The organism is Nocardioides sp. NPDC051685 (genome assembly GCF_044453405.1).
Taxonomy (GTDB): Bacteria; Actinomycetota; Actinomycetes; order Propionibacteriales; family Nocardioidaceae; genus Nocardioides.
Map to the genome: position 1 here is coordinate 85,387 of NZ_JBITCR010000006.1, position 21,537 is coordinate 106,923.

Annotated in this window: 20 protein-coding genes; 15 read left to right on the forward strand and 5 right to left on the reverse strand. The window is 69.9% G+C overall.

The features are described 5' to 3' along the window. Positions 1-35 precede the first annotated feature (35 nt). Both ACIA03_RS18435 and ACIA03_RS18440 read left to right on the forward strand, forming a co-directional pair. Positions 36-737 (forward strand): ferritin-like fold-containing protein, encoded by a 702-nt coding sequence (locus ACIA03_RS18435; RefSeq protein ID WP_045547952.1) that lies wholly within the window; start codon positions 36-38, stop codon positions 735-737. After that, entirely contained in the window at positions 727-1,788 is a 1,062-nt protein-coding gene (locus tag ACIA03_RS18440; protein WP_396985092.1) for a C39 family peptidase, read from the forward strand. The genes ACIA03_RS18435 and ACIA03_RS18440 overlap by 11 nt, the downstream gene beginning before the upstream one ends. 57 nt (positions 1,789-1,845) lie before the next feature. Here the strand turns inward: ACIA03_RS18440 and ACIA03_RS18445 are convergent, their stop codons facing one another. The 3 genes from ACIA03_RS18445 to ACIA03_RS18455 all read right to left on the reverse strand — a co-directional run bounded on the left by ACIA03_RS18445 (position 1,846) and on the right by ACIA03_RS18455 (position 3,277). Beyond that, positions 1,846-2,157 (reverse strand): hypothetical protein, encoded by a 312-nt coding sequence (locus tag ACIA03_RS18445; RefSeq protein WP_396985094.1) that lies wholly within the window; start codon positions 2,155-2,157, stop codon positions 1,846-1,848. A 155-nt stretch (positions 2,158-2,312) separates the two neighbouring features. After that, positions 2,313-2,534: a DUF3107 domain-containing protein gene (locus ACIA03_RS18450; RefSeq protein WP_091052608.1), complete on the reverse strand. Its 222-nt coding sequence runs from the start codon at positions 2,532-2,534 to the stop codon at positions 2,313-2,315. A 110-nt stretch (positions 2,535-2,644) separates the two neighbouring features. After that, positions 2,645-3,277 (reverse strand): TetR/AcrR family transcriptional regulator, encoded by a 633-nt coding sequence (locus ACIA03_RS18455; RefSeq protein ID WP_141806050.1) that lies wholly within the window; start codon positions 3,275-3,277, stop codon positions 2,645-2,647. A gap of 127 nt (positions 3,278-3,404) precedes the next feature. Between ACIA03_RS18455 and moeZ the strand changes: the two genes are divergently transcribed. The 11 genes from moeZ to ACIA03_RS18510 all read left to right on the forward strand — a co-directional run bounded on the left by moeZ (position 3,405) and on the right by ACIA03_RS18510 (position 15,665). After that, complete coding sequence (moeZ, locus tag ACIA03_RS18460; protein WP_396985097.1) at positions 3,405-4,619, forward strand: adenylyltransferase/sulfurtransferase MoeZ; 1,215 nt, start codon at positions 3,405-3,407, stop codon at positions 4,617-4,619. Between the two features lie 149 nt (positions 4,620-4,768). Beyond that, complete coding sequence (locus ACIA03_RS18465) at positions 4,769-5,059, forward strand: hypothetical protein (protein ID WP_396985099.1); 291 nt, start codon at positions 4,769-4,771, stop codon at positions 5,057-5,059. 20 nt (positions 5,060-5,079) lie between these two features. Beyond that, positions 5,080-5,682: a class F sortase gene (locus tag ACIA03_RS18470; RefSeq protein ID WP_396985101.1), complete on the forward strand. Its 603-nt coding sequence runs from the start codon at positions 5,080-5,082 to the stop codon at positions 5,680-5,682. 107 nt (positions 5,683-5,789) lie between these two features. Next, positions 5,790-6,659, forward strand: coding sequence for a hypothetical protein (locus ACIA03_RS18475; protein ID WP_396985103.1), 870 nt, complete (start codon positions 5,790-5,792; stop codon positions 6,657-6,659). Between the two features lie 21 nt (positions 6,660-6,680). After that, positions 6,681-7,001 carry an MGMT family protein gene (locus ACIA03_RS18480; protein WP_396985105.1) on the forward strand — a complete coding sequence of 107 codons (321 nt, stop codon included), beginning with the start codon at positions 6,681-6,683 and terminating at the stop codon, positions 6,999-7,001. Next, entirely contained in the window at positions 7,001-7,666 is a 666-nt protein-coding gene (locus tag ACIA03_RS18485; protein ID WP_396985675.1) for a lysophospholipid acyltransferase family protein, read from the forward strand. Before ACIA03_RS18480 ends, ACIA03_RS18485 begins: the two co-directional genes overlap by 1 nt. Before the next feature lie 91 nt (positions 7,667-7,757). Continuing rightward, positions 7,758-8,456, forward strand: a complete 699-nt coding sequence (locus ACIA03_RS18490; protein ID WP_396985107.1) for a hypothetical protein — start codon at positions 7,758-7,760, stop codon at positions 8,454-8,456. Then, positions 8,437-8,886, forward strand: a complete 450-nt coding sequence (locus tag ACIA03_RS18495; RefSeq protein WP_396985109.1) for a cupin domain-containing protein — start codon at positions 8,437-8,439, stop codon at positions 8,884-8,886. The genes ACIA03_RS18490 and ACIA03_RS18495 overlap by 20 nt, the downstream gene beginning before the upstream one ends. 4 nt (positions 8,887-8,890) lie before the next feature. Beyond that, on the forward strand, positions 8,891-9,193 hold the full coding sequence (locus tag ACIA03_RS18500; RefSeq protein ID WP_396985111.1) for a DUF1905 domain-containing protein: 303 nt from the start codon (positions 8,891-8,893) through the stop codon (positions 9,191-9,193). A gap of 32 nt (positions 9,194-9,225) precedes the next feature. Then, positions 9,226-12,444, forward strand: coding sequence for an ATP-dependent helicase (locus ACIA03_RS18505; RefSeq protein WP_396985113.1), 3,219 nt, complete (start codon positions 9,226-9,228; stop codon positions 12,442-12,444). 8 nt (positions 12,445-12,452) lie between these two features. Then, positions 12,453-15,665: a UvrD-helicase domain-containing protein gene (locus tag ACIA03_RS18510; protein WP_396985115.1), complete on the forward strand. Its 3,213-nt coding sequence runs from the start codon at positions 12,453-12,455 to the stop codon at positions 15,663-15,665. A 739-nt stretch (positions 15,666-16,404) separates the two neighbouring features. Here ACIA03_RS18510 and ACIA03_RS18515 read toward each other — a convergent pair. Then, a complete protein-coding gene (locus ACIA03_RS18515; protein ID WP_396985117.1) occupies positions 16,405-18,192 on the reverse strand; it encodes a hypothetical protein in 1,788 nt (595 codons plus the stop codon). A 37-nt stretch (positions 18,193-18,229) separates the two neighbouring features. Between ACIA03_RS18515 and nudC the strand changes: the two genes are divergently transcribed. Further along, positions 18,230-19,141 (forward strand): NAD(+) diphosphatase, encoded by a 912-nt coding sequence (gene nudC, locus ACIA03_RS18520; protein ID WP_396985119.1) that lies wholly within the window; start codon positions 18,230-18,232, stop codon positions 19,139-19,141. Positions 19,142-19,147: 6 nt separating this feature from the next. On the opposite strand, the gene ACIA03_RS18525 is transcribed toward nudC, so the two are convergent. Then, positions 19,148-19,393, reverse strand: coding sequence for a mycoredoxin (locus tag ACIA03_RS18525; RefSeq protein ID WP_396985121.1), 246 nt, complete (start codon positions 19,391-19,393; stop codon positions 19,148-19,150). A 91-nt stretch (positions 19,394-19,484) separates the two neighbouring features. Between ACIA03_RS18525 and ACIA03_RS18530 the strand changes: the two genes are divergently transcribed. Continuing rightward, entirely contained in the window at positions 19,485-21,536 is a 2,052-nt protein-coding gene (locus ACIA03_RS18530) for an ATP-dependent DNA helicase UvrD2 (RefSeq protein WP_396985123.1), read from the forward strand. The last annotated feature ends 1 nt before the right edge of the window (position 21,537 follow it).

Here is a 21,537-nt window from a genome sequence, read left to right on the forward strand (position 1 = left end):
TCGGTCAAAAGGCATTCTATCGGTAGGGTTCTCCCGTGGTTGCATCGTCAGAGTTCACGGGTCCCCAGGATCCGTTCGGTGATCCTGTTTACAAGGCTGCCGTCATCGACCTTCTCGGAGCGGTCGCCTATGGCGAGGTCTCGGCTGTCGAGCGGCTGACCGACGACGCCAAGATGGCGCCGTCACTGGAGGACAAGACGGCCCTGCTCGCGATGGCGGCCGCACAGCACGCCAAGATCCAGCCGGTTCTGGACCGGCTGGAGGAGCTCGGGGCCGACCCCTACGCGGCCATGGAGCCGTTGCGCGCGGGCTTCGACGAGTTCCACGTCCACACCAAGCCCGCCGACTGGTGGGAGTCGCTGGTCAAGGCGTACGTCGGTGACGGGCTCGCCAACGACTTCTACCGCGAGGTCGCGGGCTTCCTCGACGAGGACACCCACAAGCTCGTGGTCACCACCCTCGAGGACGCCGGGCGGGCCGACTTCATCGTCGACCGGGTGCGGGCCGGCATCGAGGCCGATCACCTCATCGGCGGACGCCTGGCGCTGTGGGGCCGTCGCCTCATGGGCGAGGCGATCACCCAGGCGCAGCAGGTCGCGGCCACCCGCGAGGGGCTCAGCGAGCTGATCGCCGGTGGCCACCTCTCTGGTCTCGACCTCGGCACCATCGGCGAGATGCTCACCCGGCTCACCCAGCGTCACGTCGAGAGAATGGGCAAGCTCGGGCTTGAGCACTGATATCCGCTTCACCGGCTGGTCAGGGACACAGATCGTCCCCGAAGCCGGTGTGTGGACGTCTCCCGAGGTCAGCCCCGGGTTCTCCTTCGACGAGCTGGTCGCCTCCTGGAACGTGGTGACACCGCCCGGCACCTGGGTGGAGGTCGCCGCCCAGGTCGTCGCCGAGTCGGGGGAGCGCAGCGGCTGGCTGGTGCTGGCTCGCTGGTCATCGGACCCGGCTTTCACGTCCACCTCCGTCTCCGGTCAGGACGACCCGGTCGCGGTCGCGGCCGACGACACCATCCTGGGGCGGGACGGGTGCCGGTTCACGGCGTTCTTGTTGCGGCTTAGCCTGCACGGCCCCGACGGGAGCCTGCCGCGGGCGAGCCTGCTCGGGGCGATGGTCTCGGCCGACGCCCGGGACTCGGCGCCCGCGCCGGGGACGGTGGCCAGCGGGACGGTCGTGGAGGGCGTACCGGCCTATTCGCAGCAGCTCCATCGTGACCGCTACCCGCACTGGGACGGTGGCGGGCAGTCGTGGTGCAGCGCCGCCTCGACGGCGATGATCGCCGACTTCTGGGGGGTCGGGCCCACCTACGCCGAGACGGCCTGGGTGGACTACGAGACCCTCGACCCACAGGTGCCGTTCACCGTCCGGGAGGTCTACGACGAGTCCTTCCGTGGCGCCGGCAACTGGGCCTTCAACACCGCCTATGCGGGCGCTCGGGGGCTGGTCGCGTACGTCACCAGGCTCCGTTCCTTCGCCGAGGCCGCCCGCTTCGTCGAGGCCGGGATCCCGCTCGTGCTGGCCGTCTCCCACCAGGAGGGCGAGTTGACCGGCGCCGGGTACGTCACCAACGGACATCTGCTCGTGCTGACCGGTTTCGGGGAGGACGGCCGTCCCGTCGTCCACGACCCAGCCTCCCACAAGATCGCCAGCGACGAGGCGGTGCGGACGACGTACGACCTCGGGGAGCTCGACCGCGCCTGGGCCCGCTCCGGGCGGATCGTCTACGTCGTCCGGCACCCGGACGTGGTGCCCCCGAAGCCTCCAGGGCAGCCGAACTGGTGACGCAGAAACGGCCCAGCCCCAGAGGGGCGGGACCGCTTCAGATGACCTGGGTGAGACTCAGGCCTTGGACTTTCCGGTGATGCCAGACGCGACGACGACCGCGACTGCGGCCACGACGACCTGCCAGATGTGACGCCACCAGTCGACGCCGTTCGTGGCGTTGTCCCAGGTGGCTTTGTGGCCATCGAAGGCCGCGTTGTTCTGGCCGAAGATGACCCAGTACAGCAGACTGCCGACGATCATGCCGACGATGCCGCAGACGACCGTCAACCAGAGCGGGATGTTGTCCTTGTCGCCTGGCGCAAGCCACTTGCCAAGCAAACCGATGACGACACCACCGATGAGGGTGACGAGAATGGTCCCGATCATGCCCTTGTCCCTTCAGGTTGTGATGGGCGCGAAGAATGCGCCTATTCCTCGATAGTGCACCTGTTGAGACGGCATTGCACGGACATCACCGACGGAATCCGGACGTTTTCCGCCGGAATCAGGGCGATCCCTGACTAGTTGCAGCCCGGTGCGGCTCAGCCGGCGAAACCGACCTTGCCGACCTTGGCCGGGCCGATCTCGATGTAGGCGAGCTTCTCGGTCGGGACGATGACCTTGCGGCCCTTGCTGTCGGTCAATGCGAGCACAGCGCCGCCGCCGAGGGCATCGGCGATGAGCTTCTCCACCGACTCGCTGGACTCCTCGGTCTCTACGACGAGCTCACGGGCGGCCTGCTGGACGCCGATCTTGACCTCCACGGGTCCTCCTTGCGATGGGTCGATCAATGCTTCGGAATCCTCTCACACAGAAGGTGAGGAACCCCGTCGTTGCGCTACGAGCGGAAACTTCGAGTGGGATCCGCGCGGGATCAGTCGGTCTTGGGGTAGCCGCCGATGCCGCGCCAGGCGAGGCCGGCGACCAGGCGCGCGGCGTCGGCCTGGGAGAGGTCGCCGTTGTTGTGGAGCCAGTAGCGGGCGCTGACCTGGATCTGGCCGACGAGGCCGACGGCCAGCAGGTGAGAGGCGGTGGCGGCGAAGCCGGTGTCCTCGGCGATCACCTCGGCGATGACCTCGGCGCACTCGTTGGTGACCCGGTCGACCTGCTCGCGCACGGCGGGGTCGTTGGTCAGGTCGGACTCGAAGACGAGCCGGAAGGCACCGGACTCGGAGGCGACGTAGTCGTAGAAGACCTCGACGGTGCGGGCCACGCGTTCCTTGTTCTCGTCCGTCGACGCCAAGGCCTCCCGGCAACGGTCGATGATCTCGTTCGCGGACTTCTCCAGCAGCGCGAGATAGAGGTCGAGCTTGCCGGGGAAGTGCTGGTAGAGAACGGGCTTCGAGACCCCGGCCCTCTCGGCGATGTCGTCCATCGCGGCGGCGTGGAAGCCGTAGGCGACGAAGACCTCGAGAGCGGATTCGAGAAGCTGGGCTCGTCGTTCCGTCCGGGGCAGTCGCGCCCCTCGCGGTCGAGTGGGGTCGAGCTCGGATTGGTGCGTGGTCACCCCAGCAGCCTACCCGCTGGTACTCGGATCGCGGGACGCGTCGTTGTCTCGCCGGTGGATGAGGGAACATGGAGAAGTGCCTGCGGCGTTCAAGCAGGCATACGTACGTCCGAACTGAGGAGCAGTTGTGTCCCTAGCCCCGCTCGTGGAGCCCGCTGACGAGCTGACGATCGACGAGGTGCGCCGCTACAGCCGCCACCTCATCATCCCCGACGTCGGCATGGACGGGCAGAAGCGCCTGAAGAACGCCAAGGTGCTGGTCATCGGCGCCGGCGGCCTCGGCTCGCCCGCCCTGCTCTACCTGGCCGCGGCCGGCGTCGGCACTCTCGGCATCGTCGAGTTCGACGAGGTCGACGAGTCCAACCTGCAGCGCCAGATCATCCACAAGCAGTCGACGGTGGGCCAGCCGAAGGCCGACTCGGCCGCGGCGGCGATCAAGGAGGTGAACCCGTACGTCAACGTCGTGCTGCACGACGTGCGTCTCGACAACGACAACGTGCGCGAGATCTTCACCGGCTACGACCTGATCGTCGACGGCACCGACAACTTCGCGACCCGCTACATGGTCAACGACGCGGCCTACTTCCTGGGCATCCCGTACGTCTGGGGCTCGATCTACCGCTTCGACGGCCAGGCCTCGGTGTTCGCGCCGACGATCGGCGAGGACGCGCCCTGCTACCGCTGCCTCTACCCGGAGCCGCCGCCCCCGGGCATGGTCCCCTCCTGCGCCGAGGGCGGCGTGCTCGGTGTGCTGTGCGCCTCCATCGGCTCGATCCAGGTCAACGAGGCCATCAAGATGCTGACCGGCATCGGCGAGCCGCTGGTCGGCAAGCTGATGATCTACGACGCACTCGAGATGGAATACCGCAAGCTGAAGGTCCGCAAGGACCCCAACTGCGCGCTGTGCGGCGAGAACCCGACGGTTACCGACCTGATCGACTACGACGCCTTCTGCGGTGCGCTCTCGACCGAGGCGGCCGACGCCGCGGCCGGCTCGACCATCTCGGTCACCCAGCTCTCCGAGATGATCAAGGAGCGCGAGGAGGGCAGCCGCGACTTCGTCCTCGTCGACGTCCGCGAGCCCAACGAGTACGAGATCAACAAGATCCCGGGCGCCGTGCTGATCCCCAAGGGCGAGTTCCTCAACGGCAACGCGATCCCGCAGGTCGCCGAGCTCACCGGTGACGGAGCCAAGCCGCTGGTGTTCCACTGCAAGAGCGGCGTACGCAGTGCCGAGGTGCTGGCGATCGCCAAGGGCGCCGGCTATGCGGACGCGGTCCACGTCGGTGGCGGCGTGGTGGCGTGGGTCAACCAGATCGACCCGTCGCAGCCCTCGTACTGATCAACGAAGACGCTTACTGAACTGTTGGCCAGCGGTGGCCCCACTGGGGCCGCCGCTGGCTTTCTTTGAGCGTGGCGAACCCGATAGTTTTGCGGCGCAGCTGCGGGGGGCGGAGTTGCATCCATGCCCGAACCTCGGAGGATTCGACGTTGTCCACACGCGCTCGTCTCAGCGCGACGCTCGCCGGTGCCACCCTGGCCGGCGGACTGCTTCTCGGTGCCCCTGCCCACGCGAGCGATCAGGCCCCGGAGCCGGCCTCCGGCACGGCCGTCGGCTCTGCGATCGACCCGGAGAGGCTGGAGTCGAACGTCGCGGACCCGACCCGCGGCGTACCGCCGTCCTATGTCTTCGCCGGGGTCGGTGCGCTGCTGATGGGCGCGGGCGCGGGCATGGCCGTCCGTCGCAGGCGAGCTGAGGCCCTGGCCCCCTCGGCAGAGTGAGACAACCCAGCCTGAGGACCTTGATCGGGGAGATCTTCGTCGTCGTCCTCGTGGTCGCGGTCGCCGTGCTCGGCTACGCCGCGTACGACTACTACACCAAGATCGACGAGGTGCAGAAGGCCAACGCGACCCCGCCCTCGACGACGTCCTCGATCCCGGCCGAGGCCCTGGCCGCGGTGCCGAAGAAGAAGGGCAAGGTACGCGGCGTCTCCATCCCGTCGCTCAACGTGCACGCCGACGTGGTGCCGTTGGCGATGGAGGCGGGCACGCTCACCCCGCCCGCCGACTCCGCGCTCATGGGCTGGTGGAAGGGCGGCGCGAAGCCCGGGGCGGACGACGGCTCGGTCCTGATCGTCGGCCACACGCTGCACAACGGCGGCGGCGTCCTCGACCGGCTGGGCGAGGTGAACGAGGGCGACGAGATCATCGTGCGGACCAAGGGCGAGGAGTTCACCTACACCGTCCGGTCGGTGCGCGACCTCTCCAAGGAGCAGGTCGCCAAGCGCAGCGCCAAGCTCTTCGACCCCGACGGTGAGGCGAGGCTGGTCGTGGTGACCTGTGACGACTGGGACGGCACCTCGTTCCAGGGCAACACCGTGGTCGTCGCCGTTCCGGACAGCTGAGCCGCCACCGATCGACGAAACCCCGGGAGGTGTAAACATTTCGTAACCTCCGGCCACCACACCTCGTTGTTCTGTGAGTCACATCACCTACGAACAGAGGCCCCCACATGCTCCGCACTCGCCGTTCCGTACGCCGCGCCGCAGCTATCGCCGCCGGCACCCTCGCCGCCGCGCTCGTCCCGGCCCTGATCCCGTCCCCGGCGCAGGCCTGGGCGCCGGCCGACACGGCCACCATCACCCCGGGCGTGATGATGTACACCAAGGGTGCCCAGTGCACCGCCAACTTCGTCTTCACCGATTCCTCGGCCAACGTCTACGTCGGCTACGCCGCTCACTGCGCGGGTCTCGGCGAGGCCACCGACACCAACGGCTGTGCCGCCGACTCGCTCCCGCTGGGCACCGAGGTGACCTTCAACGAGGGCGGTTCGCTGCTTTCCGAGGGCACCGTGCTCGGGAAGGGGAAGTTGGCGTACTCCTCCTGGCTGACCATGCACAAGCTGGGCACCAAGGACGAGGACACCTGCGCCTACAACGACCTCGCCCTGGTCAAGGTCGACGCCGCGGACGCCGGCAAGGTCAACCCGACCGTGCCGATCTGGGGCGGTCCGACCGGCATCGACACCGACGGCACCGTGGCCGGCGACAAGGTCTACTCCTACGGCAACTCCTCGTTGCGCGCCGACGTCGACCTGCTCTCGCCGAAGATCGGCTTCTCGCTGGGTGACGACGTCAACGGCACCCGCTGGTCGCACCCGCTCTACAACCTCACCCCCGGCATCCCCGGTGACTCCGGCTCGGGGTTCCTGAACGCCGACGGCAAGGCGGTCGGGACGCTGTCGACCCTGGGCCTGGCTCCGCTCGCGGGTTCCAACAACATCGGCGACATGGACCTCGAGCTGAAGTTCGCCCAGGCGAACTCGGGCATCTCCGGTCTGCGTCTGGTCAACGGCACCGAGCCGTTCAGCCCGATCCTGTAGCACCGCGCTAATGTGCCCGGCATGACGGACCGGGAGGCGTACGTGGAAGCCGTTCTGCGTCTTGTCGAGCAGATCCCGCGCGGGCAGGTGACGACGTACGGCGCGATCGCCGATGCCCTCTTCGACGAGTTCGGAGGCGGGCCTCGGCAGGTCGGCTCGGTGATGGCGCGCGAGGGCGCCGGGATGCCGTGGTGGCGGGTGGTGCGGGCCGATGGCTCGCTCCCCGCCTCCCACGGCGAGGAGGCCCGGCAGGCCTATCTCGAGGAGGGCACCCCGCGACGTGTCTCGGGGGCGGTGGACCTGCGCAAGGCGATGTGGCTGCCGCCTACGATGATCCCGTGATGTATCGCGTCCTCCACGCCATCGTGCCGCCCGTCCTCCGAGCAGTCTGGCGCCCTACGGTGACGGGGGCCGAGAACGTCCCGCGCACCGGTGGGGTGATCCTGGCCAGCAACCACCTCAGCTTTGCCGACTCGATCGTGATCCCGTCGGTCTCGCCCCGCCCGGTGCACTTCCTGGCCAAGTCCGACTACTTCACCGGCAGCGGCCTCAAGGGAGCTGCCCAGAGGGCGTGGTTCGAGGGCATGGGGATGCTGCCGGTGGACCGTGACGACCCGCAGGCGGCGCTCGGCTCGCTGGAGGTGGCCCTGGAGGTCCTCGGCAAGGGCGAGGCGTTCGGGATCTACCCGGAGGGCACCCGTTCGCGCGACGGGCGGCTCTACCGTGGGCGCACCGGGGTGGCGCACCTGGCGCTGACCGCCGGCGTGCCCGTGGTGCCGGTGGGCCTGCGGGGGACGGCGGAGCTCCAGCCGGTGGGATCGAGCCTGCCGCGCCTGGCGAAGGTCACGGTCGAGTTCGGGGAGCCGATCCAGGTGGCCGGCCGCTTCGACGGCGTACCTCTCGGCAAGGCCCGCCGGGTCATCACCGACGAGGTCATGGAGTCGATCGCGGCGCTGAGCGGACAGGACGTGGCCGGGGTCTACAACGAGCGGCCGGCCGACGCCTGATCCTCTGTTTGCCTGTTGCGTCGGGGCGCTGGGGGGAGCACTCTGGAGAGTGACCGAGTAAATCACTGGGCTAGCAGCCGAGGTGAGGCAGATGGCCACCACGACCGTGTTGCAGGACGAGCTGCGACACAAGCACGACGAGCTCGCTGGGCGCCTGGCCCACGCTCGGAGCATCATCGCCAGGCCGGAGCAGACCCGCAGGGGCTGCCCACCGATCGACCAGTTCAACGCCGGTACGTCTCGACACCTGCACGCGGTGGACGAGGCGCTGCTGCCGGCGGTCTCCGCCCACTGCGAGGACGGCGCAACTCTGGTCCATGAGTACCTTCTCACCGCGCGGCGCCTGGAGGTGCTGCTCTTCCACGTCAAGGCGCACGAGTACGGCTCCACCTGGGAGACCACCCACGAGTGGCCGACGCTGTGGGGCGAGGTCGAGGAGGCGCTCATCGACCAGGAGGAGAGGGAGGACGAGCTGGTCTCGCGCCTCGCCGAGGAGGCCTCCGACGACGTGCTCCTGCTGGTCGCCGAACGGATCACGGCGGCCGAGCGCCGGGCGCCCTCACGTCCGCACCCGCACCTCCCGCACACCGGTCTGCCCGGAAAGGTCGTACGCCGCCTGGCCCGTCCCGTCGACGCCGTCTGGGACGCGGTCGAGGGCCGGTCGGTCGGTGGTCCGAAGCCGCTGCCCCACAAGAAGCCGGGGCTGCTCTGGCAGTACCTGCTCGGCGACCCGCGCTTCCCCGAGGAACCTGCCGACGAGACCCGGCACAATGAGCCGGGTGACCGCTGACTCCATCACCATCGCACTCGATCTCGCGCCCCACCCCGAGGGTGGTGCGTTCCGGCAGACCTGGGCCGCCGCCGAGACCGTCACCCTGCCCGACGGGCGGGTGCGCCCGACCGCGACCTTGATCTACTTCCGGCTCCTGGCCGGGGAGTCGTCCGCGTGGCACCGGGTCACCTCCGACGAGATCTGGCTCGCGCACACGGGCGTCGTGTCCCTCCAGCTCGGCGGCGCCGGTGCGGCCCCGGTCGAGGGCGAGACCGTGCTCGTCGGGGTGGACGTCGCCGCCGGCCAGATGCCGCAGGCGGTCGTGCCGGCGGGGGTGTGGCAGCGTACGGTCCCCTCGGCCGACGACGCGCTCGTCTCCTGCGTGGTCTCGCCCGGGTTCGACTTCGACGACTTCGAGCTCGCCCCGGAATCAGGCACGGCGGAGTAGGAACGTGGAGTACGCCTTCGAAGGGGCCGTGATCGAGTGGCGCGGGCCGGCGCCGTTCTACTACGTCCCGATGCCTGTCGAGGACGCCGAGGACCTCAAGGAGGACGCGCGGGGTCTGGAGTACTGGGGCCAGGTCGCCGTCACCGCCACCATCGGCGAGACCACCTTCACCACCGCGCTCTTCCCCAAGGACGGCACCTATCTGCTTCCGTTGAAGGTCGTCGTGCGGAAGGCGGAGGGGATAGACCTCGACGACGTGGTTGCGGTGCGCATGCGGCTCGGGCACGAGGCACGAGGGGACGCCTGAAACTGTCGGTGCAGTCTGATTGGGTGGGACCCGTGAGTGTCGCCTACCGCCTTGCCCCGCCGCCGAGCGCTGCCGCCGTGCCGGTGCTCGACGAGCACCAGCGGTCGGTCGTGGAGCATCCCGGAGGACCGCTGCTGGTGCTGGCCGGCCCCGGGACGGGCAAGACGACCACGCTGGTGGAGGCGGTCGTCGACCGGATCGAGAACCGCGGCGTACGTCCGGACCAGCTGCTGGCGCTGACCTTCTCCCGTAAGGCCGCCGAGCAGCTGCGCGACCGGGTGACCGCGCGGCTGGGGCGGACGCTGTCGGGGGCGGTCTCCTCGACGTTCCACTCCTTCGCCTACGGCCTGGTGCGGCGCTACGCGCCGGCCGAGCTCTACGCCGCCCCGCTGACACTGCTCTCGGCGCCTGAGGCCGACGTGGTGCTGCAGGAGCTGCTGGCCGACAGCCCGGAGTCGGTGCGGTGGCCGGAGCGGTTCCGGATGGCTGTCGGCACCCGGGGGTTCGCGCGCGAGGTGCAGACCGTGATCGCGCGGGCGCGCGAGCGCGGGCTCGATCCCGACCAGCTGGTGGCGCTGGGGCGTGACGAGGGGATCGAGGAGTTCGTCGCCGCCGGATGGTTCCTGGAGCAGTATCTCGACGTGCTCGGTGCCCAGTCGGCCATCGACTACCCCGACCTGATCATGCGCGGGGTGATCGAGGCCGAGCGGCACGCGGCCGAGCTCCGGGCCGAGTTCGCGTGCGTGTTCGTGGACGAATACCAGGACACGGATCCGTCGCAGGTCGCGCTGCTGCAGGCCCTGGCGGGCGACGGGCGCGACCTGATCGTGGTCGGCGACCCGGACCAGTCGATCTACGGCTTCCGGGGCGCCGACGTCAACGGCATCCTCGACTTCCCCTCGCAGTTCCTGACCCGGGAGCGCCGGCATGCGCCGGTGGTGGCGCTCGGGACCACCCGCCGGTTCGGGTCGCGGCTGCTGCGGGCGTCGCGGTCGATCGCCGCGGGGATCTCGGTGCGCGGCTCGATCCCTTCCTCTGCCTATGACACGTTCCGCAACCCGCATCCGCTGGCCTCCGACCCGGGTCGGGCCGAGGTGCTCACCTTCGACACCGACCGCGCCGAGACCGAGCACATCGCCGACCTGCTCCGCCGGGCGCACCTCGAGGACGGCATCGACTGGTCCGACATGGCCGTCCTGGTGCGTTCGGGCCGCACCTCGATCCCGCAGCTGCGTCGCTCGCTGACCGCCGCCGGGGTGCCGGTCGAGGTCGCCGCCGACGAGACGCCCTTGGTGCGTGAACCCGCCGCCGCGGTCCTGCTCGACGCGCTCGGGATCGTCGTCGACGCCGACGTCGAGTCCGACCTCGACGAGCGCTACGTACGCCCCGAGCGCTGCGAGGAGCTGCTCACCGGTCCGCTCGGTGGCCTCGCCGCCACCGACGTCCGCGCGCTCACCCGCACCCTGCGGGCGAGGTTCCCCGACGTCGCCGCCCACGATCTCGTACGCCGCGCCGTGCTCGATCCGTCGCTGCTCGATCCGGAAGAGGACGGCGGGGGCGAGGAGCGGGTGCTGGGGCGCGTACGCCGGCTGGCGGCGCTCCTCGCCGAGGCCCGGACGGTGCTGAGGGACGGTGCCGGGGCGGAGCAGGTGCTGTGGACGCTGTGGGACGGTGCCGAGTGGGGGCAGCGGCTGCGGGCGCAGGTCGAGTCGGGTGGACCCGCCGCGCGGCTGGCCCACCGTGACCTGGACGCGGTCGTGGCCCTCTTCGACACCGCCGCCAAGATCGAGGGCCGACAGGAGTTCGCCTCGGTCGAGACGTTCCTGGCCACGCTCCGCGCCCAGGAGATCCCGGCCGACACCCTGGCCGACAAGGGCGTGCGCGGCTCGGCGGTGCGGCTGCTCACCGCCCACCGTTCAAAGGGCCTGGAGTGGGGTCTCGTGGTCGTCGCCCACGTCCAGGAGGGTGCCTGGCCCGACCTACGTCGTCGCGACTCGCTCCTCGGTCCCGACCGGATCGCCCCTGCCCTGCCGGACGGCCGCCACGGCGGGCTGCTACCGCCCCTGACCCGCTCGGCGATGCTCGCCGAGGAGCGTCGGCTCTTCTACGTCGCCGCCACGCGTGCACGCTCTCGGCTGGTCGTGACCGCGGTGAAGTCGCCCGACGACGACGGCGACCAGCCCTCGCGATTCATCAACGAGCTCGGCCTGCGCGAGGACCAGATCCGTCACCGGGTCGGCCGGCCGTCGCGACCGCTGTCGCTGGCCGGCCTGGTCGCCGAGCTGCGCCGCACCGCGGCGGACCCGGCCCAGCCCGACGCCCTGCGTGAGGCCGCCGCGCGGCGGCTTGCGATGCTGGCGGCGACCGAGGTGCGCGGCAAGCGGATCGTGCTCGCCGCGGACCCGTCGACCTGGTGGGGGCTGCGGGCCCCGACGTACGCCTCGGCCGCGGTGCGTCCCGAGGACCGTCCGATCACGCTGAGCGCGTCGGCGCTGGAAGCGATCCTGACCTGCCCCGCGCAGTGGTTCCTGGCCCGCGAGGCGGGCGGCGCGGTCACCGACTCCTCGAGCCAGGGGTTCGGAAAGGTGGTGCACGCGATCGCCGAGCAGCTCGCCCGCGGCGACCTCGACGCCGCCACCGTCGAGGACCTGATGCCGTTCGTGGACGAGGTGTGGGGCCGCCTCGAGTTCCGTACGCCCTGGTCGGCCGCCCGCGAGCGCGAGGCGGTCCGGGAGGTGCTGGCCCGGTTCCTGACCTGGCACCGGCGCCCCGGCGCGAGGACCGTGATCGGGTTCGAGGAGCAGCTGACCGCGAAGGTCTCGCTGCCCAGCGGGGAGACGGTGCGGCTGAACGGCTACGCGGACCGGCTCGAGCTCGACGAGAGCGGCCGGATCGTGGTCGTCGACCTGAAGACGGGGAAGTATCCGCCGACCGCGCAGGAGGTCAAGGAGCACGGCCAGCTCGGCCTCTACCAGCTAGCCGTGGAGCACGGCGCGGCCTCGTCGCTGGCGCCGGGCGCGACCTCCGGGGGAGCGGAGCTGATCCAGCTGCGCCATCCCGCAGGTTCGGGGAGCGAGCTGCCGAAGGTGCAGGTGCAGGCGCCCGAGCCGCCCGAGATCATCACCCAGCTGGAGAAGGCGGTGGCGACGGTGCGCGCCGAGGAGTTCGTGGCCAGGCCCGGCAAGCAGTGCGACCGGTGCCAGTTCGTCGCGCTCTGCCCGGCGCAGACCTCGGGATCGGTGCTGTCATGAACCCAGCCATGAGGATCGACACCCCTGAGGAGCTCGCCAAGCTGATGGGCCACGACTGGCTCTACAGCGAGGAGCAGTTCCGGGCGATCACGGCTCCGCTGGAGCCGGCCGTGGTGATCGCCGGCGCCGGATCCGGCAAGACTGCGGTCATGGCCGCTCGGGTGGTCTGGCTGGTCGCCACCGGCCGCGTACTCCCGGGTGAGGTGCTCGGTCTGACCTTCACCACGAAAGCGACCGCCGAGCTGGCCACCCGGATCCGGGAGTCGCTGCAGAAGGCGGGCCTGTGGCCCGAGCGGCGTGAGGGCCCGCCGCGCCCCGGTGAGGACGAGGAGGAGCCGACCGAGCCGACGGTCGCGACCTACCACTCCTATGCGTCCGGCCTGCTCTCCGAGCACGGGCTGCGGATCGGCCACGAGCCCGACACCCGGTTGATCGCCGACGCGACCCGCTACCAGCTCGCCGCGCGGGCGGTGGCCCGGCACACCCACCCGGTAGAGAAGCTGACCGACTACCCGAAGCTGGCCGTGCAGCAGCTGCTCGCGCTCGACTCCGAGCTCTCCGAGCACCTCGTCGACCCCGCCACCCTGCGTGCCTACGACCGCAACGAGCGGTCGCTGTTCGCGCTCGAGGTCGCCGATCTCAACGCCCAGCTCGCCGACGGGAAGCGCGTCAAGACCAAGCTGACCAAGGTCGAGAAGGCGATCGACGCGATCGACAAGCGCTACGAGCTGCTCGACCTGGTCGACGGCTACCGGCGCCTCAAGGACCGGCTCGGGCTGATGGACTTCTCCGACCAGATCGCGCTGGCCGCCCGGTTGGCCGTGGAGACCCCTGAGGTCGGCGAGATCGAGCGCGGGAAGTTCAAGGTGGTGCTGCTCGACGAATACCAGGACACCTCGGTCGCCCAGGCCCAGATGCTCGCCCGCCTCTTCGGCGACGGACATCCCGTCACCGCCGTCGGCGACCCCAACCAGGCGATCTACGGCTGGCGCGGCGCCTCGGTGAGCAACATCCTCGAATTCGGCCGCGACTTCCCGACGAAGGACGGGCATCGTCCGGCGTACTCCCTGACCGTCAACCGACGTTCCGACGCGCGGATCCTCGACACCGCCAACCACCTGGCCGCCCAGCTCTACGAGGGCCGGGAGAAGGAGCGTCTGGTCGCCGCCGAGGGCGCGCGCGACGGTGAGGTGCGGGTGCATGTCCACGAGACGTACGACGACGAGCTGCTCTGGCTCGCGGACAAGGTGATCGAGGCCCATGAGGCGGTCGGGGAGTGGAAGGAGATCGGCGTACTGACCAGGGACAACTCGCAGGCCGCGGCGGTCTTCGACGCGCTCACCGCTCGTGAGATCCCGGTCGAGATCGTCGGCCTGAAGGGGCTGCTCCGGCTGCCCGAGGTGGCCGAGGTCGTGGCCACCATGGAACTGCTCCACGATGTCACCGCCAATGCCGCGCTGCTCACGCTGCTCGCTGGTCCGCGGTGGGCGATCGGGCCGCGCGACCTGGCCATCCTCGGACGGCGCTCTCGTGACCTCGCCGGTGTCGTCGGTGGTGCGGAGGAGTTCGCCGACATCGAGCGACAGCTCGAGGCGGCCGTCGAGGGCACCGACCCCACCGAGATCCCCTCGCTAAACGATGCGCTGGAGGATCCCGGCGACCCCTCCGACTACGACTACTCCCCGCAGGCCAGGGAGCGCTTCAAGATGCTCGCCGAGGAGCTCCGCGGGCTGCGCCGGGCGGTCAACGAGCCGCTCCTCGACCTGGTCCGGCGGATCATCGACGTCACCGGCATCGACGTCGAGCTGGCCGCCTCGGTCTCTCCGGCAGCCTCGGCCAGGCGCGACAACCTCGACCTCTTCGTCCAAGCGGTCGCGGATTTCGAGGGTCTCGACGGCCAGGTCACCCTCGCCGCGCTGCTGGCCTACCTGGAGGCGGAGGACGAATACGGCCAGGGTCTCGACGTCGCCACGCCCTCGGAGGCCGACTCGGTCAAGCTGCTCACCGTCCACCGAGCCAAGGGGCTGGAGTGGGACGTCGTCTTCCTGGTCGGGGTGACGCACAAGAAGTTCCCCACCGGCCAGACGCGCTCCTCGTGGCTGACCGTCCCCTCGGTCATGCCCGCCGCGCTCCGCGGCGACCGCGACGACCTGCCGCAGCTCCACGGCCATGACGCCGACTCGATCGACGAGCTCCTCGCCGAGCGCAAGGAGCACGAGCGGGTCGAGGAGCTCCGACTGGCGTACGTCGCCTGGACCCGCGCCCGCCACATCCAGTTCGTCTCCTGCTGGCGCTGGTCACCCTCGCTGAAGGAGGGGCGCGGACCGTCGGTCTACGTGGAGAAGACCCGCGAGGCGCTGCTCCAGTGGGGCGCCAAGCCAGACCGCTGGGCCGAGGTCGTCGTCAAGGGCGAGGAGGAGAGCCCGTACGCCGCCCAGGAGGTAGATCTGCCCTGGCCGATCAACCACCACACCCCTGAGGTGGAGCGTCGTCTGGAGGCGGCCAGGCTGGTCCGGGAGGTGGGCCCTGGCCCCGACGATCTCGACGATCTCACCCTGCTCGAGACGGTGAACCAGTGGGACGAGGAGATCGAACGACTGCTCACCGAGGCAGCGCGTGAGCGCGCCCCCGAAGTGGTCGTACCGCTGCCCTCGTCCCTGTCGGCCACCGCCATGTCGAAGCTGCGCGACGACCCGCTCGGCTTCGCCGCCGACCTGGTCCGCCCGATGCCCCGCAAGCCGTCCTCCCAGGCCCGCTTCGGGACCCGGTTCCACGCCTGGGTCGAGGCCCGCTTCGGTCAGCAGGACCTCTTCGACCCCGACGACCTACCCGGTCGCGCCGACCACGGTATCGAGGACGAGTCCGGTCTCGAAGAGGTCATCGCCGCCTTCGAGCAGGGTCCGTTCGCCGACCGCCCGCCGTTCCGGGTCGAGGCCGCCTTCGCGATCGTCCTGGCGGGTCAGGTCGTACGCGGCCGGATCGACGCGGTCTACCAGGAGCCCGACGGGAGCTTCCTGATCGTGGACTGGAAGACCAACCAGGCCCAGAACGCCGACTCGCTCCAGCTCGCGCTCTACCGGCTCGGCTGGGCCGAGCTGATGGGGGTGCCGTTGTCGCGGGTTCGGGCGGCGTTCTATTACGTGCGATCCGGTCGTCTGGTCGAGCCTGCTTCGCTTCCTGGGAGGGGGGAGTTGGAGGGTCTCTTGGGCGGGGGTCGCTAGCGCGTTCCTTCGGCGCCCTTCGGTTGCTTTCTTTTTGTGGTTGGTGTTTGCCGCCGACCCGTTACGGGAGGGTGTTCTCGCCGGTTCCCGGAGTAAAGGACGGCCTTCGGCCGCCGGCTTCGCCGGTCGCCTTCGGCGATCCTTGACACCGGGATCCGCCGAGAAATTTTGGCTGGCTATCGGGTCGGCGGCAGGGGTCTGGCGCGGCGATGTGGGTTGGGTAGGGGCTTGGGACCTGACGGGTGAACGAATTTTCGTTCACATAGGGGGCGGGGCTTCGGCTGGCTGGGGTCGGCGGGGTGAATGAATTTTCGTTCACGCCAGACCGCCGTGGTGCGGTGGGCGGACGAGGTGAACGAAAATTCGTTCGGCAAGGTGGGCGGTCGTTGCCGGCATAGCGGGGTTGCCAGGTGAAGAAATTTTCGTTCCCCCAGGGGAGCGTCGTCTTCCGCAGGGGTGAATGAATTTTCGTTCACCGTGGGGCGTCTGCCTCCGAGGAGCGACTGTCCCGCGGCCACACTGGGGCCGCCGCCCCTGATAGCCAGCCAAGTCTTTCTCGACATGGTCCGGTGTCAAGGCGATGTATCGAGCTTGTCGAGATGACCGCGAAGCGGCCGGCGAAGCCGGCGGCCGCAGGCCGTCCCTTACTCCGGGGCAGGTCGAGAAACACTCGAGGACAGGGTCGGCGGCCCAGACCAGCCCCAAACAACAGCACCGGCCGGCGGCCATCACGGCGAAGCTACTTCACCGTCCGAGCAACCTCCGGCAACTCCCCCGACTCCCGCAACGAGTCGAGCAGATCCCCAGGAAGGATCCAGACGGTCGCAAGCGGGAACGGCCGCTCGCGCAGCATCACGGCACCGGTGACGAAGGAAGGCTCACCGTTCGGGCACGAGAAGACGATGTCGTCGCCCCACTCCCACTCCCACTGCCGCTTGACGATGGTGGGAAGCATCCACCACATCAGCCAGTTGCGTTCGGAGTTCTTCGAGCCCGGGCGGCGGGGGCAGTGCTCGTCGTAGGCGACGACCGCGTCGGGGTGCTCGGCGAGGATCGAGCGGAGCTCGCCGACGACCGGAGTGGCGTGGTCGAAGTGGTGGTGGAACTTGTCGGAGGCCACGTCGCCGGTGGCCGAGGCGGCGGTGCCCACGACCAGGACGAGCGCGGTGACGACCACCGAGCGCACCCGGTCGCCGATCTTCGGCACGACCGCGAGGAGGGTCCAGATGGCCAGCGGCACCAGGGCGCACAACGTGGCGATCAACCAGAAGCGGTTGTCGTTGGTGAACGACGGGATCGGACCGGGCTGGGGGAACTGTCCGTCGGGGAGAGCCCACCACCAGGGGATCGCGCCGGGGATGTGCGCCGGCGTGGTGTAGGCCCAGGTGGGCGCGTCGGGGGCGACGACGAGGATGATGACCAGCGAGATCCCGGCGACGATCACCCAGGTCCAGACCAGGACCGCCCGGGAGCGTACGGCCTGGATCGCGGCACACACCCCGGCCAGCACCAGGACCGCGAAGACCGGGTCGATGTAGCGCCCGTAGATCCAGTAGTCGAAGCGGCGCCACTCCATGGTGAACAGGGAGTACTCGTTGCCCCAGTTCAGGCAGCTGAGGACGTACATCGAGCCGGCGGCGATCAGCACGAACCCGGCCGGCCCGACCTGCTTCGTACGCAGCTCCTTCCAAGCCAGCCCGATCACGACCACCAGGCCCACGACGACGACGCCGAAGCTGCCGATCATCTGCGTCCAGGCCTCGCCGGCGAAGGTGTCGACCCAGTATCGCGGGTTGGCCTGCGAGACCTTCTCGAAGAAGCCCTGCGCCTGGATGAACTTCCACGGCACCAGCTGCGCGTGGAACCAGAGCGCGGCCTTGTTGGCGAGCACGGCGAGCACGCCGGTGGCGACCAGCCCGACGAGGGCGATCTGCCACCTGCGTACGAGAAAGAAGACCAGCCACAGTGCGACCGCGGCGACGAACACCTGCATCCGGGCGTGGGAGAAGAGCGCCAACGCGGTGAGCAGGCTGAGCAGGAGTACGCCGCGGTAGGTCGGCCTCTCCCAGAGCCGGAACGCGACCAGGGTCGCCACGACGACGAGCAGCGTGACCAGCCGCTCGGAGAGGATGTAGTCGGCCTGGATCGCGCGTGGCGGCAGGGCCATCACGATGGCACCCGCGACCACGCCCTGTGCCGGGGTGACGCCGCTGAGCCGTACCGCGACCCGGGCGAGGGGCCAGATCGTGAGCATGCTGATGACCAGGCCGACGACGATCGCCATCTTGTAGAACGTGAAGACATTCGAGGTGACCAGCCACAACGGCGCCAGCAGCACGCCCCAGCCGGGGTAGTAGCCGGGGGTGTTCAGCTGCGGCGAGTCGAGTCCGAGGACGGTCCGCCCGTGGATGACGGTGCCGATCTCGTCGTACATGAACGAGAGGTTGGAGCCCCAGGCGATGTAGACGTTGATCGCGAGAGCGACCACGACGGAGACGACAGCGGCGATACGCCAGAACCGATCCACGCGGCGGAACATATACCCACCTCCTAGGCTTTGACGGGTGGACTCCCCGAAGCTGCCCATCCATCTGCGAATCACCCAGGACCCCCACGATCGGTCGGGCCATCTGCGCGCCGACGACGGCTGGGTCGAGAAAGCCTGGTCGGACGAGACCACGAAGGTCCTCGTGGTCGCCGGCAACAGGGTCGAGCCGTCAGGCGAGACCGGAGTCAGGTGGCGTACGCCTGCGGCTTCTCCCGACGGGATCCGGCTGCTCCTCGGCGACACCCCTGACGGAGCGAGGTTCGCGGTGCTCACCGGACGGGAGGGGGCCGGAGAGACGTGGCGCGACCTGCGGGGGCTCTTCCCCGCGATGCTCGCCGACACGACCGAGGCGAGCTTCCTGATGCACGCGATCGGGCTGGCCGAGTGGCATCGGGCGACCCGGTTCTGCGCGCGCTGCGGCGGCAGGCTCGAGCCGCGTGCGGCCGGTCACGAGCTGGCCTGCGCGGAGGGACATCCGACCTTCCCGCGCACCGACCCGGCGGTGATCATGCTGGTGACGACGGGGGAGCCCGGGTCCGAGGAGGAGCGCTGCCTGCTCGGCAACCACACCCGCTGGCCCGCGCCCAACTTCTCCACCCTCGCCGGCTTCGTCGAGCCGGGGGAGTCGCTGGAGGACGCGGTCCGTCGTGAGGTCGCCGAGGAGGTCGGCGTACGTGTCGGGCAGGTCGACTACTTCGGCAACCAGCCCTGGCCGCTGCCGGCCAGCCTGATGCTGGGCTTCTTCGCCCGTGCGGCGTCGACCGAGATCACGGTCGACGCGGACGAGATCCGGGAGGCGCGCTGGTTCACGCGCACGGAGCTCGCCGCGGTCGCCGAGAGCGGTGAGATCAAGCTGCCCAGCGGCATCTCGATCAGCCGGTCGCTGGTCGAGGAGTGGTACGGCGGCGAGCTTCCCGACTCGTGGTGACCGGCGTCAGACCAGCTCGGCGAGCTTGGCCTTGACCTGAGCGATCGACGGGTTGGTCATCGCCGTGCCGTCGGCGTAGACGAGCGTCGGCACGGTCTGGTTGCCGTTGTTGACCTGCTCGACGATCTGGGCGGCCTCGGGGACCTGCTCGATGTCGACCTCGTCGAAGGTGATGTCCTCGCGGCCGAGCTGTCCCTTGAGTCGCTGGCAGTATCCACACCAGGGGGTGGTGTACATCGTGAAGCTGCTCATCGGGGGGCTCTCCTCATCTGAACTGTCGGTGCGAGCCAATAGTCTTGGCCGCAAGGCACAACGTTCCCACCCCGAGGAGTTCTTCCCGCCCATGACCCCCGAGTCTCTCCTCGCCGCCCTCGACCCTGAGCAACGCCGGGTGGCGGAAGCGCTGCGGGGTCCGGTCCGGGTGCTGGCGGGTGCGGGGACCGGCAAGACCCGGGCGATCACCCACCGGATCGCCTACGGCGTCGCCACCGGGGTCTACGCGCCGCAGGAGGTCCTGGCGGTCACCTTCACCACCCGCGCCGCGGGGGAGATGCGGCAGCGGCTGCGTGCGATGGGAGCCGGCTCGGTCCAGGCGCGGACGTTCCACTCCGCAGCCCTGCGTCAGCTGCGGTTCTTCTGGCCGAAGGTCTACGGCACCGAGCTGCCGAACCTGACCGAGTCGAAGATCCCGCTCATCCGGGCGGCGGCCCAGCGTCAGCGGATCAACGTCGACCAGGCCCAGGCGCGCGACCTGGCCTCGGAGATCGAGTGGTCGAAGGTCTCCAACGTCCACCCCGACGACTACCCGAAGTCGGCCGAGGCCCGCGGCCGGGAGGTCGGCGGGCTGACCCCGTCGATGGTGGGACACATCTACGCCGCCTACGAGGACGTCAAGCGCACCCAGGCACGGATGGACATGGAGGACGTGCTGCTGCTGACCGCCGGGCTCCTGGAGCACGACGAGCGGGTCGCGGCGCAGGTCAGGCGGCAATACAAGTGGTTCACCGTCGACGAGTTCCAGGACGTGTCGCCGCTGCAGTCGGCGCTGCTCGACCTGTGGCTCGGCGGGCGCAGCGAGCTCTGCGTGGTGGGTGACCCGGCCCAGACGATCTACACCTTCGCCGGTGCCGACGCGACCTACCTGCGTGACTTCACCAAGAAGCACCCCGAGGCCACCTCGGTCGAGCTGGTCCGCAACTACCGCTCCTCGCCGCAGGTGGTGAAGGCCGCCAACAAGATCCTGGAAGGTACGCCCAGTGCCGGTGTCCAGCTGCAGGCACAGCGCGACGCCGGGCCCGCCGTCGAGCACGTCGAGCAGCCCGACGAGGTCGCCGAGGCCGAGGGCGTCGCCGCCGAGATCCTGCGCCTGCACCAGTCCGGCAAGCCCTACAACGAGATGGCGATCCTGTTCCGGATCAACGCCCAGTCGGAGGCGTACGAGGACGCGCTGACCGCGCGCCGGATCCCCTATGTCCTGCGCGGCGCCGCCAGGTTCTTCGATCGGCCCGAGGTCCGCGAGGCGGTGACCCGGATCCGGGGCGCGGCGCGCGGCGGCCAGGGGGCCGTGATCGGTGACGAGCTGCTGGAGTCCGTCCACGGCATCCTGGCCGGGATGGGCTGGACCTCGGAGCCGCCGGACGGACGCGGGCAGACCCGTGACCGGTGGGAGTCGTGGCAGGCGCTGATCGACCAGGCGCGCGCCTTCGCCGCCGCCGGCGGCGACCTCGCCGGTCTCGTCGCCGAGCTCGACCGCCGTGCGGCCGAGCAGCACGCCCCGGTCCCGTCGGGCGTGACTCTGGCGACCTTCCACGCCGCCAAGGGGCTGGAGTGGGACTCGGTGTTCCTGGTCGGCCTCCAGGACGGCACGATGCCGTTCATCCTGCGTGGTGAGGAGCCGACTCCCGCCGAGATCGAGGAGGAGCGGCGGCTGCTCTACGTCGGCCTCACCCGGGCGCGGGTGGACCTGACCCTGTCCTGGGCGCTGGCGCGCCAGCCGGGCCAGGCCGCGCGCCGCAGGCCGTCGCGGTTCCTCGACCCGCTGCGCCCGGCGCGGTCCACGGCCCCGGCGCGACGTCCGGGCTCAGGCAAGGCGCGGATGTGCAAGGCCTGCGGCGGGCCGCTCGGCTCGGCCGCCGAGAAGCGGATCGGTCGTCACGAGGGCTGCGACGCGCCCTACGACGAGCAGCTCTACGGCCGCCTGAAGCAGTGGCGCAAGGAGACCGCCGAGGCGATCCGCAAGCCCGCGTTCGTCGTCTTCACCGATGCGACCTTGGAGCAGATCGCCGAGCAGAAGCCGGGCACCCTCCAGGATCTGCAGCGCATCGCCGGCATCGGCCGCAGCAAGGTGGAGACGTACGGCTCGGAAGTCCTTCAGGTGATCTCCGCCGAGGCGTAAA